The organism is Arthrobacter sp. StoSoilB20, from assembly GCF_019977295.1.
GTDB lineage: Bacteria > Actinomycetota > Actinomycetes > Actinomycetales > Micrococcaceae > Arthrobacter > Arthrobacter nicotinovorans_A.
Genome location: NZ_AP024651.1, coordinates 3,037,047 through 3,058,370 on the forward strand (window position 1 = coordinate 3,037,047; position 21,324 = coordinate 3,058,370).

Genomic DNA, 21,324 nt, shown 5'->3' on the forward strand with positions numbered 1-21,324 from the left:
CCATGCCGCACCCGGACTGGGCCTCCTTCAGCTTTGACGGCATCGGGACGCGCTGGGAAGTTTCGACGCCGGAGGCATTGGTACCGGCCGTGCGGCACCAACTGCTGGAAACAGTCAGTGAGTATGACCGGACCTATTCGCGGTTCAGGCCGGACTCCCTGGTGTCCGGCCTGTCCCGTGGGCCGGGCAGGATCACGTTGCCCGGCCACGCAACAGCCCTTCATCAGGTCTACGACACCCTGTATCGGCTCAGCGGGGGAACCATGAGCCCGCTCATCGGCAGCAGCCTGGAACGGCTTGGCTACGATCCCCAGTACTCCCTGGTGCCCGCCGGAAGTCCCCAGGCCCCGCCACGCTGGGAAGATGTCCTCGAGTGGACTGGTACTTCCCTGGCTGCCACCGAACCGGTGGTCCTGGACGTGGGGGCAGCAGGAAAGGGCCAGTTGGTGGACCTGCTGGGTGGGGTCCTGCGTTCAAAGGGCCATTCCGACTTCCTGGTGGATGGGAGCGGCGACATGCTCCACTCGGGGACCCATCCCGTGATGGTCGCCTTGGAGCATCCCTATAACCCGGGCCAAGCCATTGGAACTGTTGAACTGAACAATTCCGCGCTCTGCGCCTCCGCTTCCAACCGGCGCGCCTGGGGAGATGGGCTGCACCACGTCCTGGACGGGACCACCGGCAAACCCATTCACACCACAGTGGCCACCTGGACCATGGCTGCGAGCGCGCTGGTGGCCGATGCCGTGGCTACTGCCCTGTTCATGATTGAACCGGCCCGTTTGCAGGAGGAGTTCGATGTCGCCTGGCTCAGGGTGTCCTCCAGTGGTGCCGCCACGTTTTCGGAGAGTTTCGAGGGGAGACTGTTCTCATGATTGCCGTTAAGTCCCGGGTGGATACGTGGTTGGGACGCCTCACGATGTACCGGTTGATCCTATGGGTGTTGGCCGTGCTGGTGGCTTACAGCATGGTGCTTAACGTCCTGGGCTGGCTGACCTTCGGGCTTCCGGAAATGCTGGTGCATTTGGTGCTCTGCCTTGGGGTGACCTATTCCTCCAACCGCTTGTTGGCCGCCGTCTTCCGTGTCAGGCCGCACACGGAGTCCTCCCTGATTACGGGGCTGCTGCTCTATTTCCTGTTCTGGCCCGCGTTCGGGATAACGGACATGACCGGTGTTGCCTTGGCCTGCTTGGTAGCGAGCGTCTCCAAGTACGCGCTGGCATTCCGGGGGCGGCACATCTTCAATCCTGCCGCGGCCGGCGCGTTTGTCACGGGCCTGACGGGATTGAACATTGCCACGTGGTGGGCTGCAACCCCGGCCATGCTCTGGCTGCTGGTCCCGGGCGTGCTGCTTGTCCTGTACCGCACGCGCAAAATGCTCATGGCCACGGTGTTCCTGGTGGTGGCTGCCGGCATTATCACCGTGGAACTGATGAGCCGCAGCATGACGTTCGGGCAGGCCTTGTGGCAGTCCTTCGCCCAGCGGCCCCTGTTGTTCTTCGTGGGCTTCATGCTTTCCGAACCCCTTACCCTCCCGCCCCGGCGCTGGCAGCAGTTGGCGCTTGCCGGCGTCGTGGGCGTTGTTTTTGCGGTTCCCTATAATTTCGGGTTCATCGCCAACTCCCCCGAACTGGCGTTGTTGCTGGGCAACCTTGTGGCGTTCTTCCTGGGCCAGCGCGGCGGGGTTGAGCTGACGTTCAAAGGTGCCAGGGCCCTGACCCCTGGCACTACGGAGTTCCGGTTTGAGCCGCAGCGCCCTGTGCGGTTCGAGGCCGGGCAATTCATGGAACTCAACCTCCCGCACTCCGCCTCCGACGGCAAGGGCCGCAGGCGGGTCTTCAGCATCACAAGCCCCCCGGGGGCTGGTGAGCTGACGTTCGGCGTCGGGACCGCCGAGCCGCTGTCCACGGCAAAACGGGCACTGCTGGCTTTGCAGCCAGGAGACAAGCTTTCGGCCACAGCCGTGGGCGGAGACTTTCTTTTACCGCACGACGCCGGGCGGCCGGTCCTGCTGATGGCTGCGGGCATCGGTATCACGCCCTTCCTCTCACAGTTGGCCGCAGATGCGCCGGCACGTGACACCGTGGTTCTCTACCTCGCCAAAAGCCGGGAGGAACTGGCCGGCGTGGAGCAGTTGGAGGCCTCAGGGGCCACGGTAATTGCCAGGTTGGCCGACGGTTCCGCTCCGCCGGAGTTCATGACCGACGCCGGCGCCGCCAGGATCGATGCGGCCCGACTCAAGGAGTTGGTGCCTGACATCGGGGAACGCGAAGTCTTCGTTTCCGGGTCACCGGCGAGCGTCGATTCGCTGCGCGCCGCGGCCCGTTCTGCCGGGGCGCGGCGTGTCCACGTGGATTCATTTGCCGGGTATTGATCCCCGGAGAGCAGATGGTCCACGGCAGAGCTTGCCGGCGGAGAGCCGGGTTTTCATTTGCGGCTCAGTGGCTGCTAAGCTCTAGGACGTCCCACCGGCAACGGAGGGAACCCTGGATGCCCTCGTAGCTCAGGGGATAGAGCGTCTGCCTCCGGAGCAGAAGGCCGTAGGTTCGAATCCTATCGAGGGCACAACGAATACCCCGCCAGTTCGCTGGCGGGGTATTTATGTGTGCCGGTTACCCGCTATCAGTTCAAGGCTTGCCGGGCATGCACCGCAATTTTGTCTGCGGCTGCTCCTAGTCTGAATTCAGTTGGTCTTTCCGATAGCCAAAGGGGTTTGCCGTGATGTGCTCGATCGTACCGCCGTACATGCTTCGCAAGATTGCCGCCCAGGACGAGCCACGGCTGCGGGCCGTGGCCAGAGCCGCCAAAGAGTCGCTGGTGCACATCAAGAACCTGCAGGCCATCCGCACCGCGCCCGTTCCCCCGGCTCCGCCCAGTGCCCGCCAGGCCAAGCCCGGACCACCCAAGCGGACCATCTACGACGCCGGTTCTTCAGAGGCCTTGCCCGGCCGGGTTGTCCGGAAGGAAGGCGCGGAGCCCGTGGAGGACACCGCTGCCAATGAGGCCTACGATGGCCTCGGAAGCACGCACCGCCTGTATGGAGAGATCTTCGGCAGGGACTCCATCGACGACGCCGGCCTGGCCCTTGATGCGACCGTCCACTACGGGAAGCTCTATGACAACGCCTTCTGGGACGGCTCCCAGATGGTCTTTGGCGACGGTGACGGACAGATCTTCCAGCGCTTCACCAAGTCCGTCAGCGTTATAGGCCACGAACTCGCGCACGGTGTCACCCAGTACACTGCCAACCTGGCATACCGGAACCAGGCCGGTGCACTCAACGAATCCATGTCGGACGTTTTCGGCGTCCTCGTGGAGCAATACCTGAAACAGGAATCTGCGGCGAGTGCCAGTTGGCTCATCGGCGAAGGCCTCTTCACCGACCAGGTCCAAGGCGCTGCCTTGCGCTCCATGAAAGCACCGGGCACCGCCTACGATGACGACATCCTCGGCAAGGATCCGCAGCCGGATTCCATGGACACTTACGTTCGCACCAGCGCCGACAACGGCGGGGTGCATATCAACTCCGGCATCCCCAACAAGGCTTTCTACGTGGTGGCCTCGGAACTGGGCGGGGCGGCGTGGGAAGCGCCCGGACAGATCTGGTACAGCACGCTGACAAGCGGATTGCTCCCGGCGACCTGCACCTTTGGCAAATTTGCCAAGACCACCGCAGCTACCGCCGTGGACCTCTTCGGTTCAGGCTCGGCAGAGCATGACGCCGTCCTGAAGGCATGGGAGACTGTGAAGGTCAAGGTTTAGTCGGATGGCGGGACCGGACGGCTTGGTGCGGTCCCGCTGGCTGACTGACGGAAAACGTCGAACGAGAAGCAGCCGGCCATGAAGATCACCGTCCAACGCAGTGGGGGAATTGCAGCGATGACACGCGTCTGGAGCGTGGACGCAGTCTCCCCTGATGACAAGGAACGATGGGTCCCCATGGTGGAGGCTTGCCCTTGGGATGAAGCCAAAAGCCAGGCACGGGCAGCCAACGAGCCGGACCGGTTCATGTACTCCATCAGGGCAGGCCAGCGGCGCGCAACCCTCCCGGACCGCGCTGTCACAGGGCCTTGGCAGGAACTGGTGGAGTGTGCCAAGGCCGAGGGGTCCGAGTCCCGCGGCCGGCTCGGGGGAAGGCGCTGAAAGACCCCGCCCGCCTTGGTCCTTGGCGCCCCTAAATAGCCTCCGCCAACTGGCCCCGGAACGCGCGCCGGTAACTTTGCGGGCTCGTGTCCAGCACCTTCGTGAAGTGGTGGCGGAGTAGCACCGAATGCCCGAATCCCGCTTCCCTGGCGATCTCGTCAATGTTCAGCTCCGTGCTCTCCAACAGCTCCTGGGCCCTGAGCACCCGCTGGGAATTCAACCAGGCGGCTGGAGTAGTACCTGTCTCGGCCCTGAAGCGCCGGGCGAAGGTCCTTGGCGACATATGGAGGCGGGCCGCCAACTCGTTCACGCTGTGTTCCTGGTCGAGGTGTTCCACCATCCACCGGAGGAGTTCTTCCATGGGCGCGGACCCGCAGCGGGGCATGGGACGGTCGATGAACTGGGCCTGACCACCATCGCGATGCGGCGGAACCACCATGTCGCGCGCTATGGCGGCTGCAACATTGGCTCCCAGTTCAACGCGGACCAGGTGCAGGCAGGCATCGATCCCCGCCGCTGTCCCGGCACTGGTGATGATGGTCCCGTCCTGTACATAGAGGACGTTCTCATCCACGATCGCCGAGGGGTATCGGCCGGCGAGGTCCTGCGAGTAGTGCCAGTGGGTGGTACACCGGCGTCCGTCCAGCAGCCCTGCCCGCGCCAGTGCATAGGCGCCTGAGCAAATCGACATCACCCACGCGCCCCTGGCATGGGCATTGCGCAGGGTTTCCATTACCGACTCCGGGAGTTCCTGGTCCCGGCCGAAGGGCGCCATGATGACGAGGTCTGCATCGGCTGCTGCTTCGAGGCCGAGGTTCACATGAAGGGACAGACCGGACTTCATGAGGATATCCCCCGGCTCGGGTGCAACCACCCGGAAGTCGAAAGCCGGAACGCCGGCGCCCCTGTCCGTCCGGTCGATGCCAAAGACCTCGAAAGCCGTGCCGAATTCGAAGACCGAGAAGTTGGGAACCACGATCACTGCCACTGATTTCAACATGTTTCCAGTGTGGCAGAAAATTATCTAAATGGGGCATTTCTGCCACTGTTTCCAGGCGTTCCACAGGAGCAGGCTTGAGACATGGAAATCTTCGGAATCATCCTTTTCATCGTCCTTATCACCTCCGTCGCAGCCACCGTCTCAGCCTTGTTGAAGGACGGCCGCGGCCACAACCCGCCCATTGAGTCCAAGGAACCCTGGAGTGCCTTCGAGGCTCCCAGCACGCCGTACTGGAACCCCCGCATTTACTAGGACATGCCGGGAAACTGCATCTCCTCGCATGCCCACCACCCGTCCGACGCCCGCCGTTCGCGGAATTCTGCGCAGATTCCCCAGACGGCGGGCGTTCCTTCGCCGGCCCACGCGGCGAGGGCTCAACATCCCGCATATGGACTAGATTCACTTCCATGATCCAAACCTCCGCCCGGCTCCTTCAACTGCTGTCCTTGTTGCAGGTGCGCCGGGAGTGGACGGGACCGGCACTCGCGGACCGCATGGGCGTGACCGAACGGACCGTGCGCCGTGACATCGACAAGCTGCGCAACCTTGGGTATCCCATCCATGCATCCCCGGGAATCGCAGGCGGCTACCAGTTGGGAGCGGGCGCACAACTGCCGCCGCTGCTGCTGGACGACAACGAAGCGCTGGCGGTGGCATTGGGACTGAATTCCGTAGCCGCGGGACCCGTAGCCGGGATTGGCGAGGCCTCTGTACGCGCCTTGGCAAAACTGGAACAGGTGCTGCCATCGAGGCTCCGCCCCAGGTTCGCCATGCTGAAAGCAGCGGTGACCACCTTGCCCAGCAATGCGGCCACGGTTGATCCGCAACAGCTGACCGTGGTTTCAGCGGCGATCTCGGACCGGCGCCAGATTTCCTTTGACTACGTCACCTCCGAAGGCGAGGCTGCACGCCGGCTCGTGGAACCCTACAGATTGGTCGACACAGGAAGGCGCTGGTACCTGGTGGCCTGGGACGTGGACCGGGAAGACTGGCGGACCTTCCGCGCCGACCGTTTCGCCTCACTGCCGTCCGAACGAAAAAGATATACGCCCCGTGCCTTGCCCGCCGAGGACCTGGCAGCCTACGTGCAGCAGTCCATCACCCGCTCCCCCTACAGGTTTGACGTCGTGGTGCGGCTTAACGAGCCCTTGGCGGAGGTGGCCGCCGTCGTCAGCCCGCAGTACGCGACGCTGACCGCCGATGGTCCGGGAGCAACCATCCTGCGCTCAGGATGGGACAACCTGGCCGCCCCGGCGGCTTATCTTGCCGCCCTGGACATGGACTTTGAGATCCTTGAGCCGGAGGAATTCAGGTCCTTCGCCCGCCACCTTTCCTTCCGGCTTTCTGCCGCAGCGGGCACTGTGACGGAGGACGCGGACGCGGAACCGCAGCCACAGTAGACTGGCAGCAGCCATGACACTTCATATTTCCTACCCCGCTGAGCTGCCCGTCTCCGAGCGCCGCGAGGATCTGATGGCGGCCATCGCCGCCAACCAGGTGACCATCATCGCCGGCGAGACCGGCTCGGGCAAGACCACCCAGATCCCCAAGATGTGCCTCGAACTTGGCCTTGGAGACAAGGGCCTGATCGGCCATACCCAGCCCCGCCGGTTGGCGGCCCGTACCGTGGCTGAGCGCATTGCCTCTGAGCTGGAGGTTGAGATCGGCCAGGAAGTGGGCTTCCAGGTCCGCTTCACCGGCGAGGTCAGTGCGGCCACCAAGATCAAGCTGATGACTGACGGCATCCTCCTCGCGGAGATCCAACGTGACAAACTGCTGCGTAAATACAGCACCATCATCATTGATGAGGCGCACGAACGCAGCCTCAACATCGACTTCATCCTGGGCTATCTCAAACGCATCCTCCCCCAGCGCCCCGACCTGAAGGTCATCATCACCTCGGCCACCATCGATCCCCAGCGCTTTGCCAAGCACTTCGGAAGCGAAGAAGAGCCCGCCCCCATCATCGAGGTCTCGGGCCGTACCTATCCGGTGGAGATCCGCTACCGGCCGTTGTCCCAGCCTGCCGGCGGCGACGAGGACAGCTCGGATGATGAACTCGAAGAGGACCGGGATCCCCTGGACGCGGTGTGTGACGCCGTGGACGAGCTCGCCAAGGAAGCACCCGGCGATATCCTCATCTTCTTCTCCGGTGAGCGCGAAATCCGCGACGCCGCCGAAGCCATCAACGGGCGTATCCAGAGCAACCGCCGCCTGGGCGGGACCGAAGTCCTTCCACTTTTTGCCCGGCTGAGCCTTCAGGAGCAACACCGTGTCTTCAATCCCGGGGGCAAACGGCGCATCATCCTGGCCACCAACGTGGCTGAAACCTCGCTGACCGTCCCGGGGATCAAGTACGTGATCGACACCGGGACCGCCCGTATCTCCCGTTACTCCCACCGGACCAAGGTCCAGCGCCTGCCGATCGAGCGGGTGTCCCAAGCCTCGGCCAGCCAGCGCTCGGGCCGGTGCGGGCGTGTGTCCGAGGGCATCGCCATCCGTTTGTACTCGGAAGAAGATTTCGAGTCGCGTCCGCAGTTCACGGATCCGGAAATCCTCCGGACAAACCTCGCAGCCGTCATCCTCCAGATGACCGCCATGGGCGTGGCCCGCAGTCCCAAGGACGTGGAGAACTTTCCGTTCGTGGAGCCGCCTGATTCCAGGGCAATCAACGACGGCGTCACGCTCCTTCGCGAACTCGGTGCGTTGAGTTCACCCAAGTCAGGTGACGGCAGTGGCGGCGGCCGCAGCGGCAGCGGCCTCACCGCCGTCGGGCAAAAACTTGCCCAGTTGCCGGTGGACCCCCGGCTGGGCCGCATGATTGTCGAGGCCGGCAAGCGCGGCTGTGTCCGAGAAGTCATGATCCTTGCCGCGGCACTGACCATCCAGGACCCCCGTGAACGGCCAACGGACAAGCAGCAACTGGCCTCGGAAAAGCACGCGCGCTTCCGTGACGAGCTTTCCGATTTCACCGGCTTCCTCAATCTCTGGAACTACATCCAGGAGAAGCAGCGCGAGTTGTCCTCCACCCAGTTCCGGAAATTGTGCCGCAACGAGTTCATCAACTACTTGCGGGTCAGGGAGTGGCAGGACCTCTTCACGCAGCTCAGGCAACTGGCCAAGCCCTTGGGCATCGCCCTGGACAACAAACGCGAAGCCGATCCCGTGGGCAACTACGAGGGTATCCACATCAGCCTGCTCTCGGGACTCCTGAGCCATATTGGCCTGCTGGATGAGCGCAAGCGTGAGTATGCCGGGGCGCGGGGCAGCCGCTTCGCCATCTTCCCGGGCTCGGCATTGTTCAAGAAGTCTCCGACTTTTGTCATGGCAGCTGAACTGGTGGAAACCAGCCGGTTGTGGGCCAGGGTCGCTGCCAAGTTCGATCCCCTGTGGGCTGAGCAGGTGGCTCCGGACCTTGTGAAGCGCTCTTACAGCGAACCCCACTGGTCCTCCCGCCAAGGCGCAGTCATGGCCCATGAGAAGGTCACCCTCTACGGCGTGCCGATCATTCCCCAGCGCCGGATCAACTATGGCCGGGTGGATCCTGAACTCTCGCGCGAACTTTTCATCCGGCACGCCCTGGTGGAGGGCGAGTGGAAAACCCACCACAAGTTCTTCCACCGTAACCGGGCACTGCTGCAGGAAATCGAAGAACTCGAGACGCGCATGCGACGCCGCGACATCCTGGTGGACGACCAAACGCTGTTCGAGTTCTACGACGCACGCGTGGGCAAGGAAGTGGTCTCCGAGAGGCACTTTGACAAGTGGTGGAAGGACGCCCGCCAGTCCGATCCCACAATGCTGGACTTCGACCAATCGCTGCTCATCAGCGAGGACGCCGATGCCTTGGACGACTCCGCCTATCCCAAGACCTGGCTGCACAAGGGCTTCGAGCTCCCCCTGAGCTACGAATTCCATCCCGTTGCACCGGGGTCTGCCCCCAACCCATCGGACGGTGTCACCGCCGAGGTCCCTGTGTTGTTCCTCAACCAGTTGGACGATGCCCCGTTCCGTTGGCAGATACCTGGCCAGCGCGTGGAGCTTGTCACGGCACTGATCAAGTCGCTGCCCAAGCAGGTGCGGAAGAACTTCGTCCCTGCCCCTGATGTGGCCCGGCAGGCAACTGCTGCCCTTGAAGCGGACTTTGACCCGGCTGCCGATGAGCTGGACCCGTCTTTGGAGCTGGTGCTTCGCCGCCTCCGTGGGCATGTTATTCCCCCCGGTTCCTGGAACTGGGATGCCGTGCCATCGCATTTGCGGGTGAGTTTCAAGGTGGTGGACAGCAAGGGGAAGGTCCTGGACGAAGGCAAGGACCTTGCCGGGCTCCAGGAAAGGCTTGCCCCTGCCACACGCCGCGCAATCGCCGAATCCCTTGGCGCTACCCCGGCCACTACCGCACGTGCCAAAGCCGGCAAGGCTTCCGGTGCGGCGCGCACGGCAAACGGCCAGGGACCCGACGCCACTGCTGCCTCCGGAAGCCGGACTGATGCTGCAGTGGCTGAACGCAGCGGCATCACGGAGTGGGACTTCGGGACTGTGGAACGGCAGGTAACGCGTACTGTCAAGGGCCACTCCGTCACAGGCTTCCCGGCAGTGGTTGACGAAGGAACCACTGTGGCCCTGCGGGTCTTCCAGACCAAGGCAGAACAGGAAGCCGCCATGCGTGGCGGCGTCATCAGGCTGCTGGCCCTGCGGATTCCGCCTCCTGACCGCTACGTGCTGGAGCACCTGAGCAACATGGAAAAACTGACCTTCAGCCAAAACCCGCACGGATCCGTCAGTGCTTTGATTGCGGACTGCGCCCTGGCTGCCATCGACAAACTGACGCCCCAGGAACTGCCGTGGGACCGGAAGTCCTTCGATGCGTTGTATGAAGTGGTCCGTGCGGAACTGATCGATACCGTGTTCACGGTGACGGCCGTCGTCGAACGCGTTCTGGCCAGTACGCGACGCATCCAGAAGGAGCTGAAGTCCAACGCAAGCCTGCCGCTCATCAGTGCCCTCAATGACATGAAGTCGCAGCTGGAGCAGTTGGTGCATCCCGGCTTTGTGGCACAGACGGGCTATGCCCAGCTCAGCCAGTTGCCGCGATACTTGCAGGCGATCGAGAAGCGGCTGGAAAAGCTTCCCGGCAACGTCCAGCGCGATGGGCTCAACATGGCTGTCGTGCAGGCGCTCGAGGACGACTACGACGACGCCGTTTCAGCACTCCTCCCGGGACGCCGCGCCGGCACTGAGTTAACACGGGTGCGCTGGATGATCGAAGAGCTGCGGGTCAGCCTCTTTGCAGTGGAACTTGGAACCGCGTACTCGGTCTCTGAGAAGCGTATCCGGACAGCACTGAACCAGGCCTTGGCTCCGGCCTAGCTGGGGACAAAAAACCCGGCGGTGCCGATTCAGCACCGCCGGGTTAAGTTTGTTGGACCCTCAATCCTGTGGGACGGCGTCTCCGTGGCCGGCCGAGCGCAGGGCGGCACGGAGCTTCACGGCGGTGGCGTCCATGACAGCCGGATCCGGGTTGTGGTCCACGTTGTGGATTTCGAAGTCGGCCGTTGAGTAGGCAGGCCACACGTGGACATGCAGGTGGTCAACCTCGAAGCCTTCCATCAGGACACCCACGCGTTTGGCGTCGAACAGCTCCTCCTGGACCTTCCCGATGCTTTGGGCAACATCCATGACATTGGCAAGCAGTTCAGGACTGGCGTGGGTCCACGAGTCAACCTCTTCGCGGGGCACCACCAGCGTGTGTCCGGGGGTGATGGGCGCGATGGTCAGGAACGCCACCACGTCCTGGTCTTTCCAGACAAAGCGCCCCGGAATCTCCCCGTTGATGATCTTGGTGAACAGCGTGCTCATGCGTCTGCCCTTTCGGCTGGTTCCTGGAGTGTTGAAGTGTCCAGGACAAAACGGTACTTGACGTCGCCGGCCACCATTCGGTCATAGGCCTCGTTCAGCTGTTCGGCCCGCACCACTTCGATGTCGCTGGCAACCCCGTGTTCAGCACAGAAGTCAAGCATTTCCTGTGTTTCCTCGATTCCGCCAATCAGCGAACCTGCATAGGCAAGCCGGCGGCGGATGAGCAGCCCCGGGCTGACAGGCGGCATGTCATCGGCCGGAAGGCCCAGCTGGAAGAGTGCGCCGTCCAAACGAAGCGTGCGGAAATAGGGGTTGAGGTCATGCGGTGCCGCAACCGTGTCAATGATGACGTCAATGCTCCGGTTGGCAGTTTCCATGGCGTCCGCGTCCTTGGACAGGACCACGTGATCGGCCCCCAGCTGGCGGGCAGCGTCGAATTTGGACTCGGAGGTAGTGAAAACCGTAACCTCCGCACCCATGGCCTTGGCGATCTTGACGGCCATGTGACCCAAACCGCCCAAACCCACCACCCCAACGGCGTCCCCTTCTTCGACGTCGAAGTAGCGCAGCGGTGAATAGGTGGTGATCCCGGCGCACAGCAAAGGAGCTGCAGCTGCGGGGTCGAGTTTTTCCGGGACGCGCAACACGAAACGGCGGTCCACTACGATCGACGTCGAGTAGCCGCCTTGGGTGATTGCCTCGCCCTGCCGCGGGTCCGCTGCCCCGTAGGTGCCGACGTTGCCCCGTTCGCAATACTGCTCCAGGCCTTCCAGGCAGCTCTCGCATTCCCGGCAGGAATCCACCATGCAGCCCACACCCACATGGTCCCCTGGAGCGAACTCCTTGACGTCGGAACCCACGCGGGTTACCCGGCCAACAATTTCATGGCCTGGAACCAGCGGGTACGGCGGAACCCGCCATTCACCCCGCGTTGCGTGGACATCCGAGTGGCACAAGCCGCAGAACTCAATCGCGATCTCTACGTCATCAGGTGTCGGCGCCCGCCGGGCAACGGTCAGGGGCACCAAGCCGCTGTCCGGAGATGTGGCACCGTACGCTGCAGCCAAGGTGGCGCTTCCGGTTCCGCTGGTGTCCGGAGTGATGGGCTTGGCAAGGGGCGGGGGTACTGGTCGTCCAGGAGTCATTATCCGACGCTACTCCCGCCGACGCTGCTTGTGCCAGTTGGGCCGGTTGAGCCAGTTGGGCCATCGCCATCAGCGGGCTCCTCCAACGGCTCACAGCCCACAGCCACAGGGTTCCCAGTGTTGGTGGACCACTGGGAAAAGGACCCCGGGTAGAGGGCGGCCTTGTACCCGGCGATGTGCAGCGCGGCGATCTCATGGCTCGCCGTTACGCCGGATCCGCAATAGACCGCCACGGCAGAGGCCCCACCCAGGCCCAGCGCGTCAAAGCGGCGGCGTAGTTCTTCGGCTGGCAGGAACTTTCCCTCGGCCGAGATGTTTTCGGTGGTGGGGGCGCTCACGGCGCCGGGAATGTGCCCGGCCCGTGGATCGATCGGTTCCACTTCGCCCCGGTAGCGCTCCCCCGCCCGGGCATCAAGCAACACTCCATGGTGGTGCCACTGCCCGGCTTCGGCTTCGCTGATGACCGGCATCATGCCCTCGCCAAGGGAAACATTCCCGACGGCGGGCCTAACCTCGCCTGTCTCAACGGGGTAGCCGGCCGTGCGCCAGGCGGCCAGGCCGCCGTCGAGCAGGTAGACGGACTCCAGGCCGGCGTTCCGCAACATCCACCAAGCACGTGACGCAGCCATGCTCCCGCTGTTGTCGTACGCAACCACGGTGTCGCCGTCGTTGATCCCCCATCGCCGCGCTGCATCCTGGAACCGTTCCGGCGGGGGCAACGGGTGCCGGCCAAAACCCGGCCCGGCGTGATCGGCCAGCTCAGTGGGAAGGTCCACGAACACGGCGCCGGGAAGGTGCGCTGCCAGGTACTCGCTGTGTCCATCCGTCCGGCCGAGCACCCACCGGACATCCAGGAGCACAGTCCGCACCCCTGAACCGAGACGATCGTGTGAACCGAGACGATCCCGCAGTTCCGGGGCACTTATCAGCGTGGCCATCGATTTCTCCTTCATTTCTGCCGCAGGTGGGCCGGCGTTGCCGTCGGCGCCCGGATTCCAGCCTAGGCTTATCCGGTGAGCAATTCGTGCATTCAGGACAGGGCATGGGCCAGTGAAGCCATCCGTAAAATCGAGGCCGAGAACAACCGTTCGGCGGACACGCACCTTTATGCGGTCCCGCTGCCCGAACACTGGGGCGTCCAGCTGTACCTGAAGGACGAGTCAACCCACCGCTCCGGCAGCCTCAAGCACCGGCTCGCGAGGTCCTTGTTCCTCTACGGCCTGGTTAACGGCTGGATCACCGAGGGAACCACCATCGTTGAGGCCTCGAGCGGCAGCACGGCAGTGTCCGAAGCTTATTTTGCCCGCCTCATCGGTTTGCCCTTCATCGCGGTGATGACAAAAACCACCAGTCCGGAAAAGATCGCCCTGATCGAGGAGTTCGGCGGCGCCTGCCTTTTGGTGGACCACGCCTCGGAGGTCTACGCGGTGGCGGAAGAGACCGCCAGGAACTCCGGCGGCTACTACATGGACCAGTTCACCCACGCGGAACGCGCAACGGACTGGCGGGGCAACAACAACATTGCGGAGTCGATTTTCGATCAACTCTCCCTGGAAGAACACCCCATCCCGGAGTGGATTGTGGTGGGTGCGGGAACCGGCGGAACCAGCGCAACCATCGGCCGCTACCTGCGATACAACCGCTACCCCACCCGCCTTGCGGTGGTGGACCCGGAAAACTCCGCCTTCTACCCGGCATGGCGCGACGGAGACGCCGCCGCAGCGACCGGCTTGCCGTCACGGATCGAGGGTATTGGCCGGCCGCGGTCCGAGCCGAGCTTCGTGCCGGCCGTCATCGACCACATGATCCAAGTTCCGGACGCCGCCTCCGTGGCAGCCATGCGCCACCTCCGGAAACTCACAGGGCTGCACGCAGGGCCCTCCACGGGCACCAACCTGTGGGGCGTCTGGCAGTTGGTGGCAGGGATGGTGGCCCAGGGCCGCCGGGGCAGCATCGTTTCGTTGATGTGCGACGGCGGCGACCGCTATGCCGGAAGCTATTACGACGCCGGGTGGCTGGCTGCCAAGGGACTGGACCCCACCCCGCACGAGGCAACCTTGGAGCGGTTCCACGACACAGGTGCGTGGACCGGTTAGACCTCTACGGACCCACCTGGGGCAAGATGCTCATAGCGGGTCCCGTAGCGGGCGCCAATGCGGGTCACATGGCCTTCAACCAAGCCTCTTCCGATGTCGTTGAGCAGGGCATCGTGGACCGGGAACGCCCGGGGGGCCCGGACCGAAATCACGAAGTCAACAACCTCCCCCACTTTGGACCACGGGGCATGGATGGGCACCAGGAGTGTCTTGACGTCAATCCCATCCGGGACCACGAACGAGTCACCGGGGTGAAAAACGTTCCCATCCACCAGGTATCCGATGTTTGCCACCACAGGGATTTGCGCATGGATCACCGCGTGCTGGCCTCCGAACGTGCGCACGCTGAAGCCGGCAGCCTCAAAGTCGGTACCCGGCACGGCGGTATGGACCCGGGCTGCGATGTCGCCCTCCTCCCTGAGTGCCGCTGCAACCCCCTCCGGCGCATGGACTTCAAGCCCGGCGTCGCTGCGGAGCGCGGAGACCACGGCGGGTTGGTCAATGTGGTCGTTGTGCTCGTGCGTGATGAGGACGGCGTGGGCACCCGTCAACGCTTCCCCTGACTCGGAAAAGGAACCGGGGTCGATGACCAGGACCTTCCCGTCTTTCTCCAACCGGACACAGGCGTGGGTGTATTTGGTGAGCAACATGACCAAAGCCTAGGACCCCCGGCTGAGAGTTTCCAAGCCTTCCCTGCTGGTAAAATTGGGGTTTGCCAGCATCCCCAGGGAAATGAGTCCTTCAATGCCACACGGCACCAATTCCGCCACGACCGGCCCCTCGGCGCCGGCCACCAGCGGGGTCAAGGAGCAGCGCGTTACCAAGCAGCGCTTGGCCGTCAGCGCCGCACTGGACGAATTGGACGACTTCGTCAGCACCCAGGAACTGTACCGGCTCCTGCAGAACAAGGGCATCTCGGTATCGCTGGCCACGGCATACCGCATTCTTCAATCGTTGGCCGATGACGGGCTGATTGATGTCCTGCGCAACGGTGAAGGCGAAGCCGTCTACCGGCGATGCAACGTCACCGGCCACCACCACCACCTTCTGTGCCGCAACTGTGGCAAGGCCGTGGAAGTGGAGGCGCCCGCCGTCGAGACCTGGGCGGCACGAACCGCTGCCGAACACGGCTTTACCGAGGTGGCCCACACCGTGGAAATTTTCGGCCTATGCCCTGAGTGCACTGCCCGGAAGGCTGCCGGCACACTTTAGGCGGGAACCCCTTAGAGGGCGCCTGCGGGCTGGTCGCGGGAGACCCTGCCGTTGAGTCCCCTGTTGGCCCTGACCCGGCCGATCACCCGGCACACCACGTAGATCAGGAATGACAACGTGGTGACGTACGGGCTGATGGGAATCCGGCTGCCGAGGGCCAGGAGGATGCCGCCGACCGTCGCCGTCATGGCAAAGACCACGCTGAGCAGCACCACCAATCGTGGCGAGGTAGTGACCCGAAGCGCGGCTGCTGCCGGCGTAATCAGTAACGCAAGTACCAGCAGGGCCCCGACGATCTGGATGGACAGCGCCACGCTGACACCCAGGAGCACCATGAACCCGATGGCCAGCCCCCGGACCGGGACTCCCCTGGCCTCAGCCATTTCCGGGTCCACGCTGGCAAAGCTCAGTGGCCGCCAGATTGCCGCCAGGGCGACCATCACCACCACAGCGGTCCCGGCAAGAACCTGCAGCTGAACGGCGTCCACTGAAACAATCTGGCCGGTGAGCAGGCCGAACTTGTTGGCCGCACGGCCCTCATACAGTGCCAGGAAAAGAATGCCCAGCCCCAGGCCGAACGGCATGATGACACCAATAATGGAGTTCTTATCCCGCGCCCGGACGCCCATGAATCCCAGCAGGACAGCGGCAGCCACCGAACCGATCAGTGATCCGAAAATGATGTCGGCACCAATCAGCAAGGCGAACGCAGCACCGGCGAAGGACAATTCGGAGATGCCGTGGACGGCAAAAGCCAGGTCCCGCTTCATCACGAACGTGCCCACCAGCCCGCCCAACAGACCCAGCACCGCTCCGGCCCAAATGGAGTTCTGGACCAGGACCAGCAACTCGCCATAGTTCTCGAAGTTGAAGATGGTTTGCAGAATGGTTTCCAGGTCCAACTAGAACTCCTCCCCGGCAGTTGCATGGGCATCGTCATGGAAGTGCGTGGTGGCGTCTGGAAGACCGACGACGACGATCCTTCCGTTGGTATGGATGACTTCGACATGGCTGTCGTACAGCTCCGAAAGAACTTCGGTCGTCATGACTTCCTTGGGGGCACCTATGCGGAACTGGCCGCCGGCGAGGTAAAGAACCCTGTCGACGTAGTCGATCACCGGGTTGATCTCGTGGGTCACGAAAACCACTGCACTGTTCCGCTCATGGCATTGCTTGTTGATCAGGGAGCTGACGCCCTGCTGGTGGTGCAGGTCCAAGGAAAGCAATGGCTCATCGCACAGGAGCACCTGCGGTTCGGTTGCCAACGCTTGCGCCACCCTGAGCCGCTGCTGCTCTCCGCCGGACAGTTGGCCCACAGGCACTTTGGCGTAGTCGGAAGCTCCAACCAGTTCCAGCAGTTCGTCTATTTTCGGATTGACCTTCCCGGCCGAGAGCCGCATGCCCCACCGGTGTCCATCGATCCCCAGTCCCACCAGGTCCCGTGCACGCAAGGGGGTGTCCGGAGCAAACGACTTTTGCTGGGGGATATAGCCGATCCGCTTGCTGCCGCGCTCCACAGGGTGGCCGCCCAGGGATACAGTCCCTGAATGCAGCTCCTGCAGTCCAAGGAGGACTTTGAGGAAACTGGTCTTGCCGCTGCCGTTGGGTCCGAGGACAGCGAAGAACTCGCCGGGATTGATGTCGAGGTCCAGGTCCCGCCACAGTGTCCTCTTGCCGAACTGAAGGCTCGCTCCGCGGAGGCTCACTACCGGTGTCAAAAGATGTCCTCGATCCATGCGCTGCTGGGAACGCAGTCAATTGCGCCGCTGGTGTTCACGGCTGTACTGGTGGCAGGCAAAAGGCCCCGCAGCCATCCTGAATATCTTAGGACGTTGACAGGGCCCTTCACCGCACCCGGGTGTCGGGAAATGCTACTTCTTGAGAGCGGAGGAAATTGATTCCACGTTGTCGGACATCCACTGGAGGTAATCCTTGCCGTCAGGAAGCGTCTCGGTGAAGTTCACCACCGGCACGCCGGCAGCTTCAGCGGCCCGCTTGACGGTTTCGGTCTGGGGTCCCTCCGTCTGCTCGTTGTAGGCAAGGAACCGGACTGATTTGTTGCTGAGAAGGTCCGTGGTTTCCTTCAGGACGGCGGCCGGAACGTCGGATTCCTCTTCAATGGCAGCGCTGTAGGCCTCGGGGGTCTTGTTTTCCAGCCCGGCGGCTTCCAGGAGGTACAACGGGACGGGTTCCGTTACAGCAACCGGAGCGTGGTCATTTGCGGCCTTGACGGCGTCAAGCTTTCCGGTGAGGTCAGCGAGTTTGGTCTTGAATGCTTCGGCATTGGCTGTGAATGTCGCCGCCGATCCCGCGTCGAGGCTGCCGAGCTTGGCCGCAACTGCATCGGCAAGCTTGCCCATGGTGTCCAGGCTGTACCAGACGTGCTCGTTGAACCCGCCGTGGTTGTGGGTATGGCCTTCTTCGCTCTGGGATTCGGCGCTGTGGGCGTCTTCTTCCGGGGCGAGCCCGGAGATTTCCACGGCACTGATCATGTTGTCGTGGCCAACCTTGGTCTCATCGGCAATTTTGTGAAGGAACTCGTCATAGCCGCCGCCGTTCTCCACCACCAGTTTGGCCTTGGAAATAACCAGCTTGTCCTGGGCGCTTGCCTCATAGGAATGCGGGTCCTGGCTGGTCTTGGTGATGATGGCATTGACGTTGACCTTGTCGCCGCCAACCGCCTTCACCACATCCCCGTAGACGTTGGTGGACGTGACCACTTCAATGGATCCGGAGGATGAGGAAGGACTCCCGGCACCCGCGGTGCCGGCGCAGGAAGAAAGCAACAGGGCGGCCATCCCAGCGGAAGCGGCGATGGACAGGCGGGCGGCGGAACGACGCACAAGGACCTCGGATCTACTCAAAATGAGAATCAAACACAATTACTGTCGGACTTCAGTGTAGCCCTAAATGGGAATGATTCCTATTTAGACAGGGGCGGCGCCGATCCATGCGATCGACGCCGTCCCGACTCCGGTGCTACTTCACTTGCTGATCTCCGTAGCGGCGGATACCCGTCGCCTGGGTAGCGTCGCGGATTTCACCGACCAACTGCTCAATGACGTCCTCAAGGAACAGGACACCCTGGGTCTCTCCCCCGGCACCGATCACGCGGGCCAGATGGGAACCGGTACGTTGCATGACCGACATGGCCTGCTCAATTTCGTCATCCGGTGCCAAGTTGGCAAAGGAACGGATACGCCCCTCGGCAATGGGATGCCTGCGCCCCTCATCGGGGATGGACAGGATGTCCTTCACGTGCAGATACCCGGCGAGTTCGCCGTCGTCGTCCACCATGGGGAAACGGGAGAATCCCGTGCGGCTGACCGCCTTCTCCAGGTCCACCGGGGTGGACGCCGTTTTCAGCACCACCAGCTTGTCCAGGGGAACCATGATGTGCGAGGCCGTGTGCTCTGAGAATTCCAAGGCACCACTCAACAGGCCCGCTTCATCATCCACCAATCCGTGCCGTGTGGACTCCTGGACGATGGACTGCACTTCCTCCAAAGTGAACGATGAGGACACTTCATCCTTGGGCTCGATCTTCATCAGCCGCAGGATGTGGTTGGCCAGCCAGTTGAGTGTCCAAATGATCGGGTTCACCAGGCGCGCAATGAACATCAACGGAGGCGCCAACAGCAGCGCGGCTTTATCGGCCACGGAGACTGAGATGTTCTTGGGAACCATCTCCCCGAAGGTCACATGCAGGAACGTGACAAACAACAAAGCAATGGCAAAGGCAATGATGTCTGCCAATTCAACAGGAACGCCCACCAGCTCAAGGGGTTCTGCCAGCAGGTGATGGATGGCAGGTTCGGCCACCTGGAGAATCAGGAGTGAACAAACCGTGATGCCCAGCTGGGCACAGGCGAGCATCAACGAGACATTCTCCATGGCCCGCAGGGTTGTCTGCGCACGCTTGGATCCGGCTTCGGCCAAGGGCTCGATCTGGCTCCGGCGCGCGGACATGACGGCGAACTCGGCCCCAACGAAGAAGGCGTTGCCGATCAGGAGAACGACGAGCCAGAGAATTCCTACCCAGTCGCTCATACGGCACCTGCTTCATGACGGTTCTCTGCGTCCTCAGGACTGGACTGATCCGTCTCCACGTGATGGAAACAGATACGGTCAATCCTGCGCCCATCCATCCTGGTCACAGTAAGCGTCCCGCCTACCGCGTCCACGACGTCCCCTGTCCGGGCAATACGGCCAAGTTGGCTCATGACGTAGCCGCCCACCGTTTCGTAGGCTGATTCGTCAGGAACCGTGAGGTTGGGGATCTGCTCGGACACCTCATCCGGGCGCAACAGCCCGGGGAAGTACCAGTCGCCGGACGCGCTCTGAAGCACTCCCGGGCGGACTTTGTCGTGCTCGTCAGCGACCTCGCCCACGATTTCTTCCACCAGATCCTCAAGGGTAGTGATCCCAGCCGTTCCGCCGTACTCATCCAGTACCACCGCGAGCTGGAGGTTACCTTCGCGCAGTTCGGCGAGGAGTGCATCCAGGTGGATGGTTTCGGGAACCTGCAGGACATCGGTCATGATCGCGCCGGCCTCAAGCTTGCCCCGGCGCTCTGCCGGCACGGCTACTGCCTTCTTGACATGGACTACGCCGCGGATGTCGTCAGTGGAATCACCAATCACCGGGAACCTTGAGTATCCAGTGCGCCGTGCGGCGTCCAGGATGTCCGATACCGGCTGGTCGGCGTCGATCGTTTCCATGCGGATGCGCGGTGTCATGACGTCAGCTGCCGTGCGCCCGGAAAAGTTCAGGGTTCGGGCAACAAAGTTGGCAGTACCGGCGTCCAGGGTCCCCAGCTCAGCGGAACGCCTCACGAGGGAAGCGAGCTCGGCGGGGGTCCTTGCCCCTGAGATCTCTTCCTTGGCTTCAAGTCCAAACAGATTGAGGACCTTGTTCGAGAAACCGTTCAGCACCACGATGGCGGGCTTGAAGACGGCCGTGAACAGCAGTTGCGGGCGGGCCAGGCGCTTTCCCAAGGGAAAGGCAAGTGCAATGGCCATATTCTTGGGTACCAATTCGCCGATCAGCATCGACAAGAGGGTGGCCACAGCCATAGCCAGGACCAACGCCACCGAATGCGCCGCCTCCGGGGAAAGCCCCAGGGAAGCAAGGGGGCCGCCGAGAAGCTGCCCCAAGGACGGCTCCATGACGAAGCCGGTCAGCAACGTGGTCAGGGTGATACCCAGCTGGCAACTGGAAAGTTGGGTGGACAGCGATTTGAGGCACTTCAGCAACGGGGCTGCAGCCTGGTCACCGTTGTCGACCGCACGCTGTACGCTCGCCTGGTCCAAGGCAACCAGGGAAAACTCAACTGCTACAAAAAAGCCGGTGCCCAGAATCAAAGCAAAGCCGGCGAGGAGAAGTATCCATTCCACTTAGTGCATCACTCCAAGAGTGGGCACGTGCAATGGGGAAGGCGCCTTCAGCGCAGGGATTCGCCCCGGCGGAGGCTGGTCGGGTCCCGCGGACGCATGGTCCGAAGAACCACCGGCAGCGAAGGCCGGCGCGTGATGGGCATGTGAACGGGTATTGCCGGCTCGACGGGCACGCTGTGCGGAGTTGCCAGTTTGGCTCCCCCGACAGTTCCCAGGCCGGCACCTAGATTTACTGTCCATAAGGGTTCCAGTCTACAGTCCTGCCCCGCGGCGGCTCCAACAGCGGGCTTAACCACGCGACCAAAAGCCGGGACATCCCACTAAGTCAGCCGCAACATGATTTAGGTCACCACTATTGGCAGTTAACCAACGATCCTAACTAGACTGTCAGGGGTCTGAGTTCGCGGGACCCGGACCCTGTGCCCATTGTTGCGGAAAAGCAACTTTGGCCAGCGGGAAAACAACACTCATGGAAG

19 protein-coding genes and 1 tRNA gene are annotated in these 21,324 nt (G+C 62.8%); 10 read left to right on the forward strand and 10 right to left on the reverse strand.

The window, feature by feature from the left end; genetic code table 11:
- Nucleotides 1-2: 2 nt before the first annotated feature.
- The 5 genes from LDN85_RS13760 to LDN85_RS13780 all read left to right on the forward strand — a co-directional run bounded on the left by LDN85_RS13760 (nucleotide 3) and on the right by LDN85_RS13780 (nucleotide 4,143).
- A complete protein-coding gene (locus tag LDN85_RS13760; protein WP_223943326.1) occupies nucleotides 3-875 on the forward strand; it encodes an FAD:protein FMN transferase in 873 nt (290 codons plus the stop codon).
- On the forward strand, nucleotides 872-2,374 hold the full coding sequence (locus tag LDN85_RS13765; protein WP_223943327.1) for an oxidoreductase: 1,503 nt from the start codon (nucleotides 872-874) through the stop codon (nucleotides 2,372-2,374). Before LDN85_RS13760 ends, LDN85_RS13765 begins: the two co-directional genes overlap by 4 nt.
- Nucleotides 2,375-2,492: 118 nt before the next feature.
- Nucleotides 2,493-2,565 (forward strand) — tRNA-Arg (locus tag LDN85_RS13770).
- A 156-nt stretch (nucleotides 2,566-2,721) separates the two neighbouring features.
- Nucleotides 2,722-3,762: a M4 family metallopeptidase gene (locus tag LDN85_RS13775; RefSeq protein ID WP_035760499.1), complete on the forward strand. Its 1,041-nt coding sequence runs from the start codon at nucleotides 2,722-2,724 to the stop codon at nucleotides 3,760-3,762.
- Nucleotides 3,763-3,840: 78 nt separating this feature from the next.
- Nucleotides 3,841-4,143: a protealysin inhibitor emfourin gene (locus LDN85_RS13780; RefSeq protein WP_026540119.1), complete on the forward strand. Its 303-nt coding sequence runs from the start codon at nucleotides 3,841-3,843 to the stop codon at nucleotides 4,141-4,143.
- Nucleotides 4,144-4,174: 31 nt separating this feature from the next.
- Here LDN85_RS13780 and LDN85_RS13785 read toward each other — a convergent pair whose 3' ends face one another.
- Complete coding sequence (locus tag LDN85_RS13785; protein ID WP_223943328.1) at nucleotides 4,175-5,143, reverse strand: helix-turn-helix domain-containing protein; 969 nt, start codon at nucleotides 5,141-5,143, stop codon at nucleotides 4,175-4,177.
- 81 nt (nucleotides 5,144-5,224) lie between these two features.
- Between LDN85_RS13785 and LDN85_RS13790 the strand changes: the two genes are divergently transcribed.
- The 3 genes from LDN85_RS13790 (at nucleotide 5,225) to hrpA (ending at nucleotide 10,510) form a co-directional block, all read left to right on the forward strand.
- Nucleotides 5,225-5,395, forward strand: a complete 171-nt coding sequence (locus LDN85_RS13790; protein ID WP_167332875.1) for a hypothetical protein — start codon at nucleotides 5,225-5,227, stop codon at nucleotides 5,393-5,395.
- A gap of 155 nt (nucleotides 5,396-5,550) precedes the next feature.
- Nucleotides 5,551-6,543 carry a WYL domain-containing protein gene (locus LDN85_RS13795; RefSeq protein ID WP_223943329.1) on the forward strand — a complete coding sequence of 331 codons (993 nt, stop codon included), beginning with the start codon at nucleotides 5,551-5,553 and terminating at the stop codon, nucleotides 6,541-6,543.
- A gap of 13 nt (nucleotides 6,544-6,556) precedes the next feature.
- Nucleotides 6,557-10,510 carry an ATP-dependent RNA helicase HrpA gene (gene hrpA / locus LDN85_RS13800; protein ID WP_263422063.1) on the forward strand — a complete coding sequence of 1,318 codons (3,954 nt, stop codon included), beginning with the start codon at nucleotides 6,557-6,559 and terminating at the stop codon, nucleotides 10,508-10,510.
- 60 nt (nucleotides 10,511-10,570) lie between these two features.
- On the opposite strand, the gene LDN85_RS13805 is transcribed toward hrpA, so the two are convergent.
- Genes LDN85_RS13805 through LDN85_RS13815 form a run of 3 tightly spaced genes read right to left on the reverse strand, consistent with a single transcriptional unit; the run spans nucleotide 10,571 to nucleotide 13,082 of the window.
- Nucleotides 10,571-10,999, reverse strand: coding sequence for an HIT family protein (locus tag LDN85_RS13805; RefSeq protein ID WP_223943330.1), 429 nt, complete (start codon nucleotides 10,997-10,999; stop codon nucleotides 10,571-10,573).
- Nucleotides 10,996-12,144: an NAD(P)-dependent alcohol dehydrogenase gene (locus LDN85_RS13810; protein ID WP_223943331.1), complete on the reverse strand. Its 1,149-nt coding sequence runs from the start codon at nucleotides 12,142-12,144 to the stop codon at nucleotides 10,996-10,998. Before LDN85_RS13810 ends, LDN85_RS13805 begins: the two co-directional genes overlap by 4 nt.
- A complete protein-coding gene (locus LDN85_RS13815) occupies nucleotides 12,144-13,082 on the reverse strand; it encodes a sulfurtransferase (protein WP_223943332.1) in 939 nt (312 codons plus the stop codon). The genes LDN85_RS13810 and LDN85_RS13815 overlap by 1 nt, the downstream gene beginning before the upstream one ends.
- 75 nt (nucleotides 13,083-13,157) lie before the next feature.
- On the opposite strand from LDN85_RS13815, the gene LDN85_RS13820 reads away from it, so the two are divergent.
- Entirely contained in the window at nucleotides 13,158-14,240 is a 1,083-nt protein-coding gene (locus tag LDN85_RS13820) for a PLP-dependent cysteine synthase family protein (RefSeq protein ID WP_223943333.1), read from the forward strand.
- Here the strand turns inward: LDN85_RS13820 and LDN85_RS13825 are convergent.
- A complete protein-coding gene (locus tag LDN85_RS13825; protein ID WP_223943334.1) occupies nucleotides 14,237-14,890 on the reverse strand; it encodes an MBL fold metallo-hydrolase in 654 nt (217 codons plus the stop codon). The two genes, LDN85_RS13820 and LDN85_RS13825, sit on opposite strands and share 4 nt — an antisense overlap.
- Nucleotides 14,891-14,984: 94 nt before the next feature.
- On the opposite strand from LDN85_RS13825, the gene LDN85_RS13830 reads away from it, so the two are divergent.
- Nucleotides 14,985-15,452 carry a Fur family transcriptional regulator gene (locus tag LDN85_RS13830; protein ID WP_026540111.1) on the forward strand — a complete coding sequence of 156 codons (468 nt, stop codon included), beginning with the start codon at nucleotides 14,985-14,987 and terminating at the stop codon, nucleotides 15,450-15,452.
- An 11-nt stretch (nucleotides 15,453-15,463) separates the two neighbouring features.
- On the opposite strand, the gene LDN85_RS13835 is transcribed toward LDN85_RS13830, so the two are convergent.
- The 5 genes from LDN85_RS13835 to LDN85_RS13855 all read right to left on the reverse strand — a co-directional run bounded on the left by LDN85_RS13835 (nucleotide 15,464) and on the right by LDN85_RS13855 (nucleotide 20,848).
- Nucleotides 15,464-16,354: a metal ABC transporter permease gene (locus tag LDN85_RS13835; protein ID WP_223943335.1), complete on the reverse strand. Its 891-nt coding sequence runs from the start codon at nucleotides 16,352-16,354 to the stop codon at nucleotides 15,464-15,466.
- Nucleotides 16,355-17,188: a metal ABC transporter ATP-binding protein gene (locus LDN85_RS13840; RefSeq protein ID WP_175493331.1), complete on the reverse strand. Its 834-nt coding sequence runs from the start codon at nucleotides 17,186-17,188 to the stop codon at nucleotides 16,355-16,357. It lies immediately after the preceding gene.
- A 135-nt stretch (nucleotides 17,189-17,323) separates the two neighbouring features.
- On the reverse strand, nucleotides 17,324-18,328 hold the full coding sequence (locus tag LDN85_RS13845; RefSeq protein ID WP_223943336.1) for a zinc ABC transporter substrate-binding protein: 1,005 nt from the start codon (nucleotides 18,326-18,328) through the stop codon (nucleotides 17,324-17,326).
- 103 nt (nucleotides 18,329-18,431) lie between these two features.
- Nucleotides 18,432-19,502: a hemolysin family protein gene (locus LDN85_RS13850; protein WP_026540107.1), complete on the reverse strand. Its 1,071-nt coding sequence runs from the start codon at nucleotides 19,500-19,502 to the stop codon at nucleotides 18,432-18,434.
- Nucleotides 19,499-20,848: a hemolysin family protein gene (locus tag LDN85_RS13855; protein WP_223943337.1), complete on the reverse strand. Its 1,350-nt coding sequence runs from the start codon at nucleotides 20,846-20,848 to the stop codon at nucleotides 19,499-19,501. The genes LDN85_RS13850 and LDN85_RS13855 overlap by 4 nt, the downstream gene beginning before the upstream one ends.
- Nucleotides 20,849-21,324: the final 476 nt, after the last annotated feature.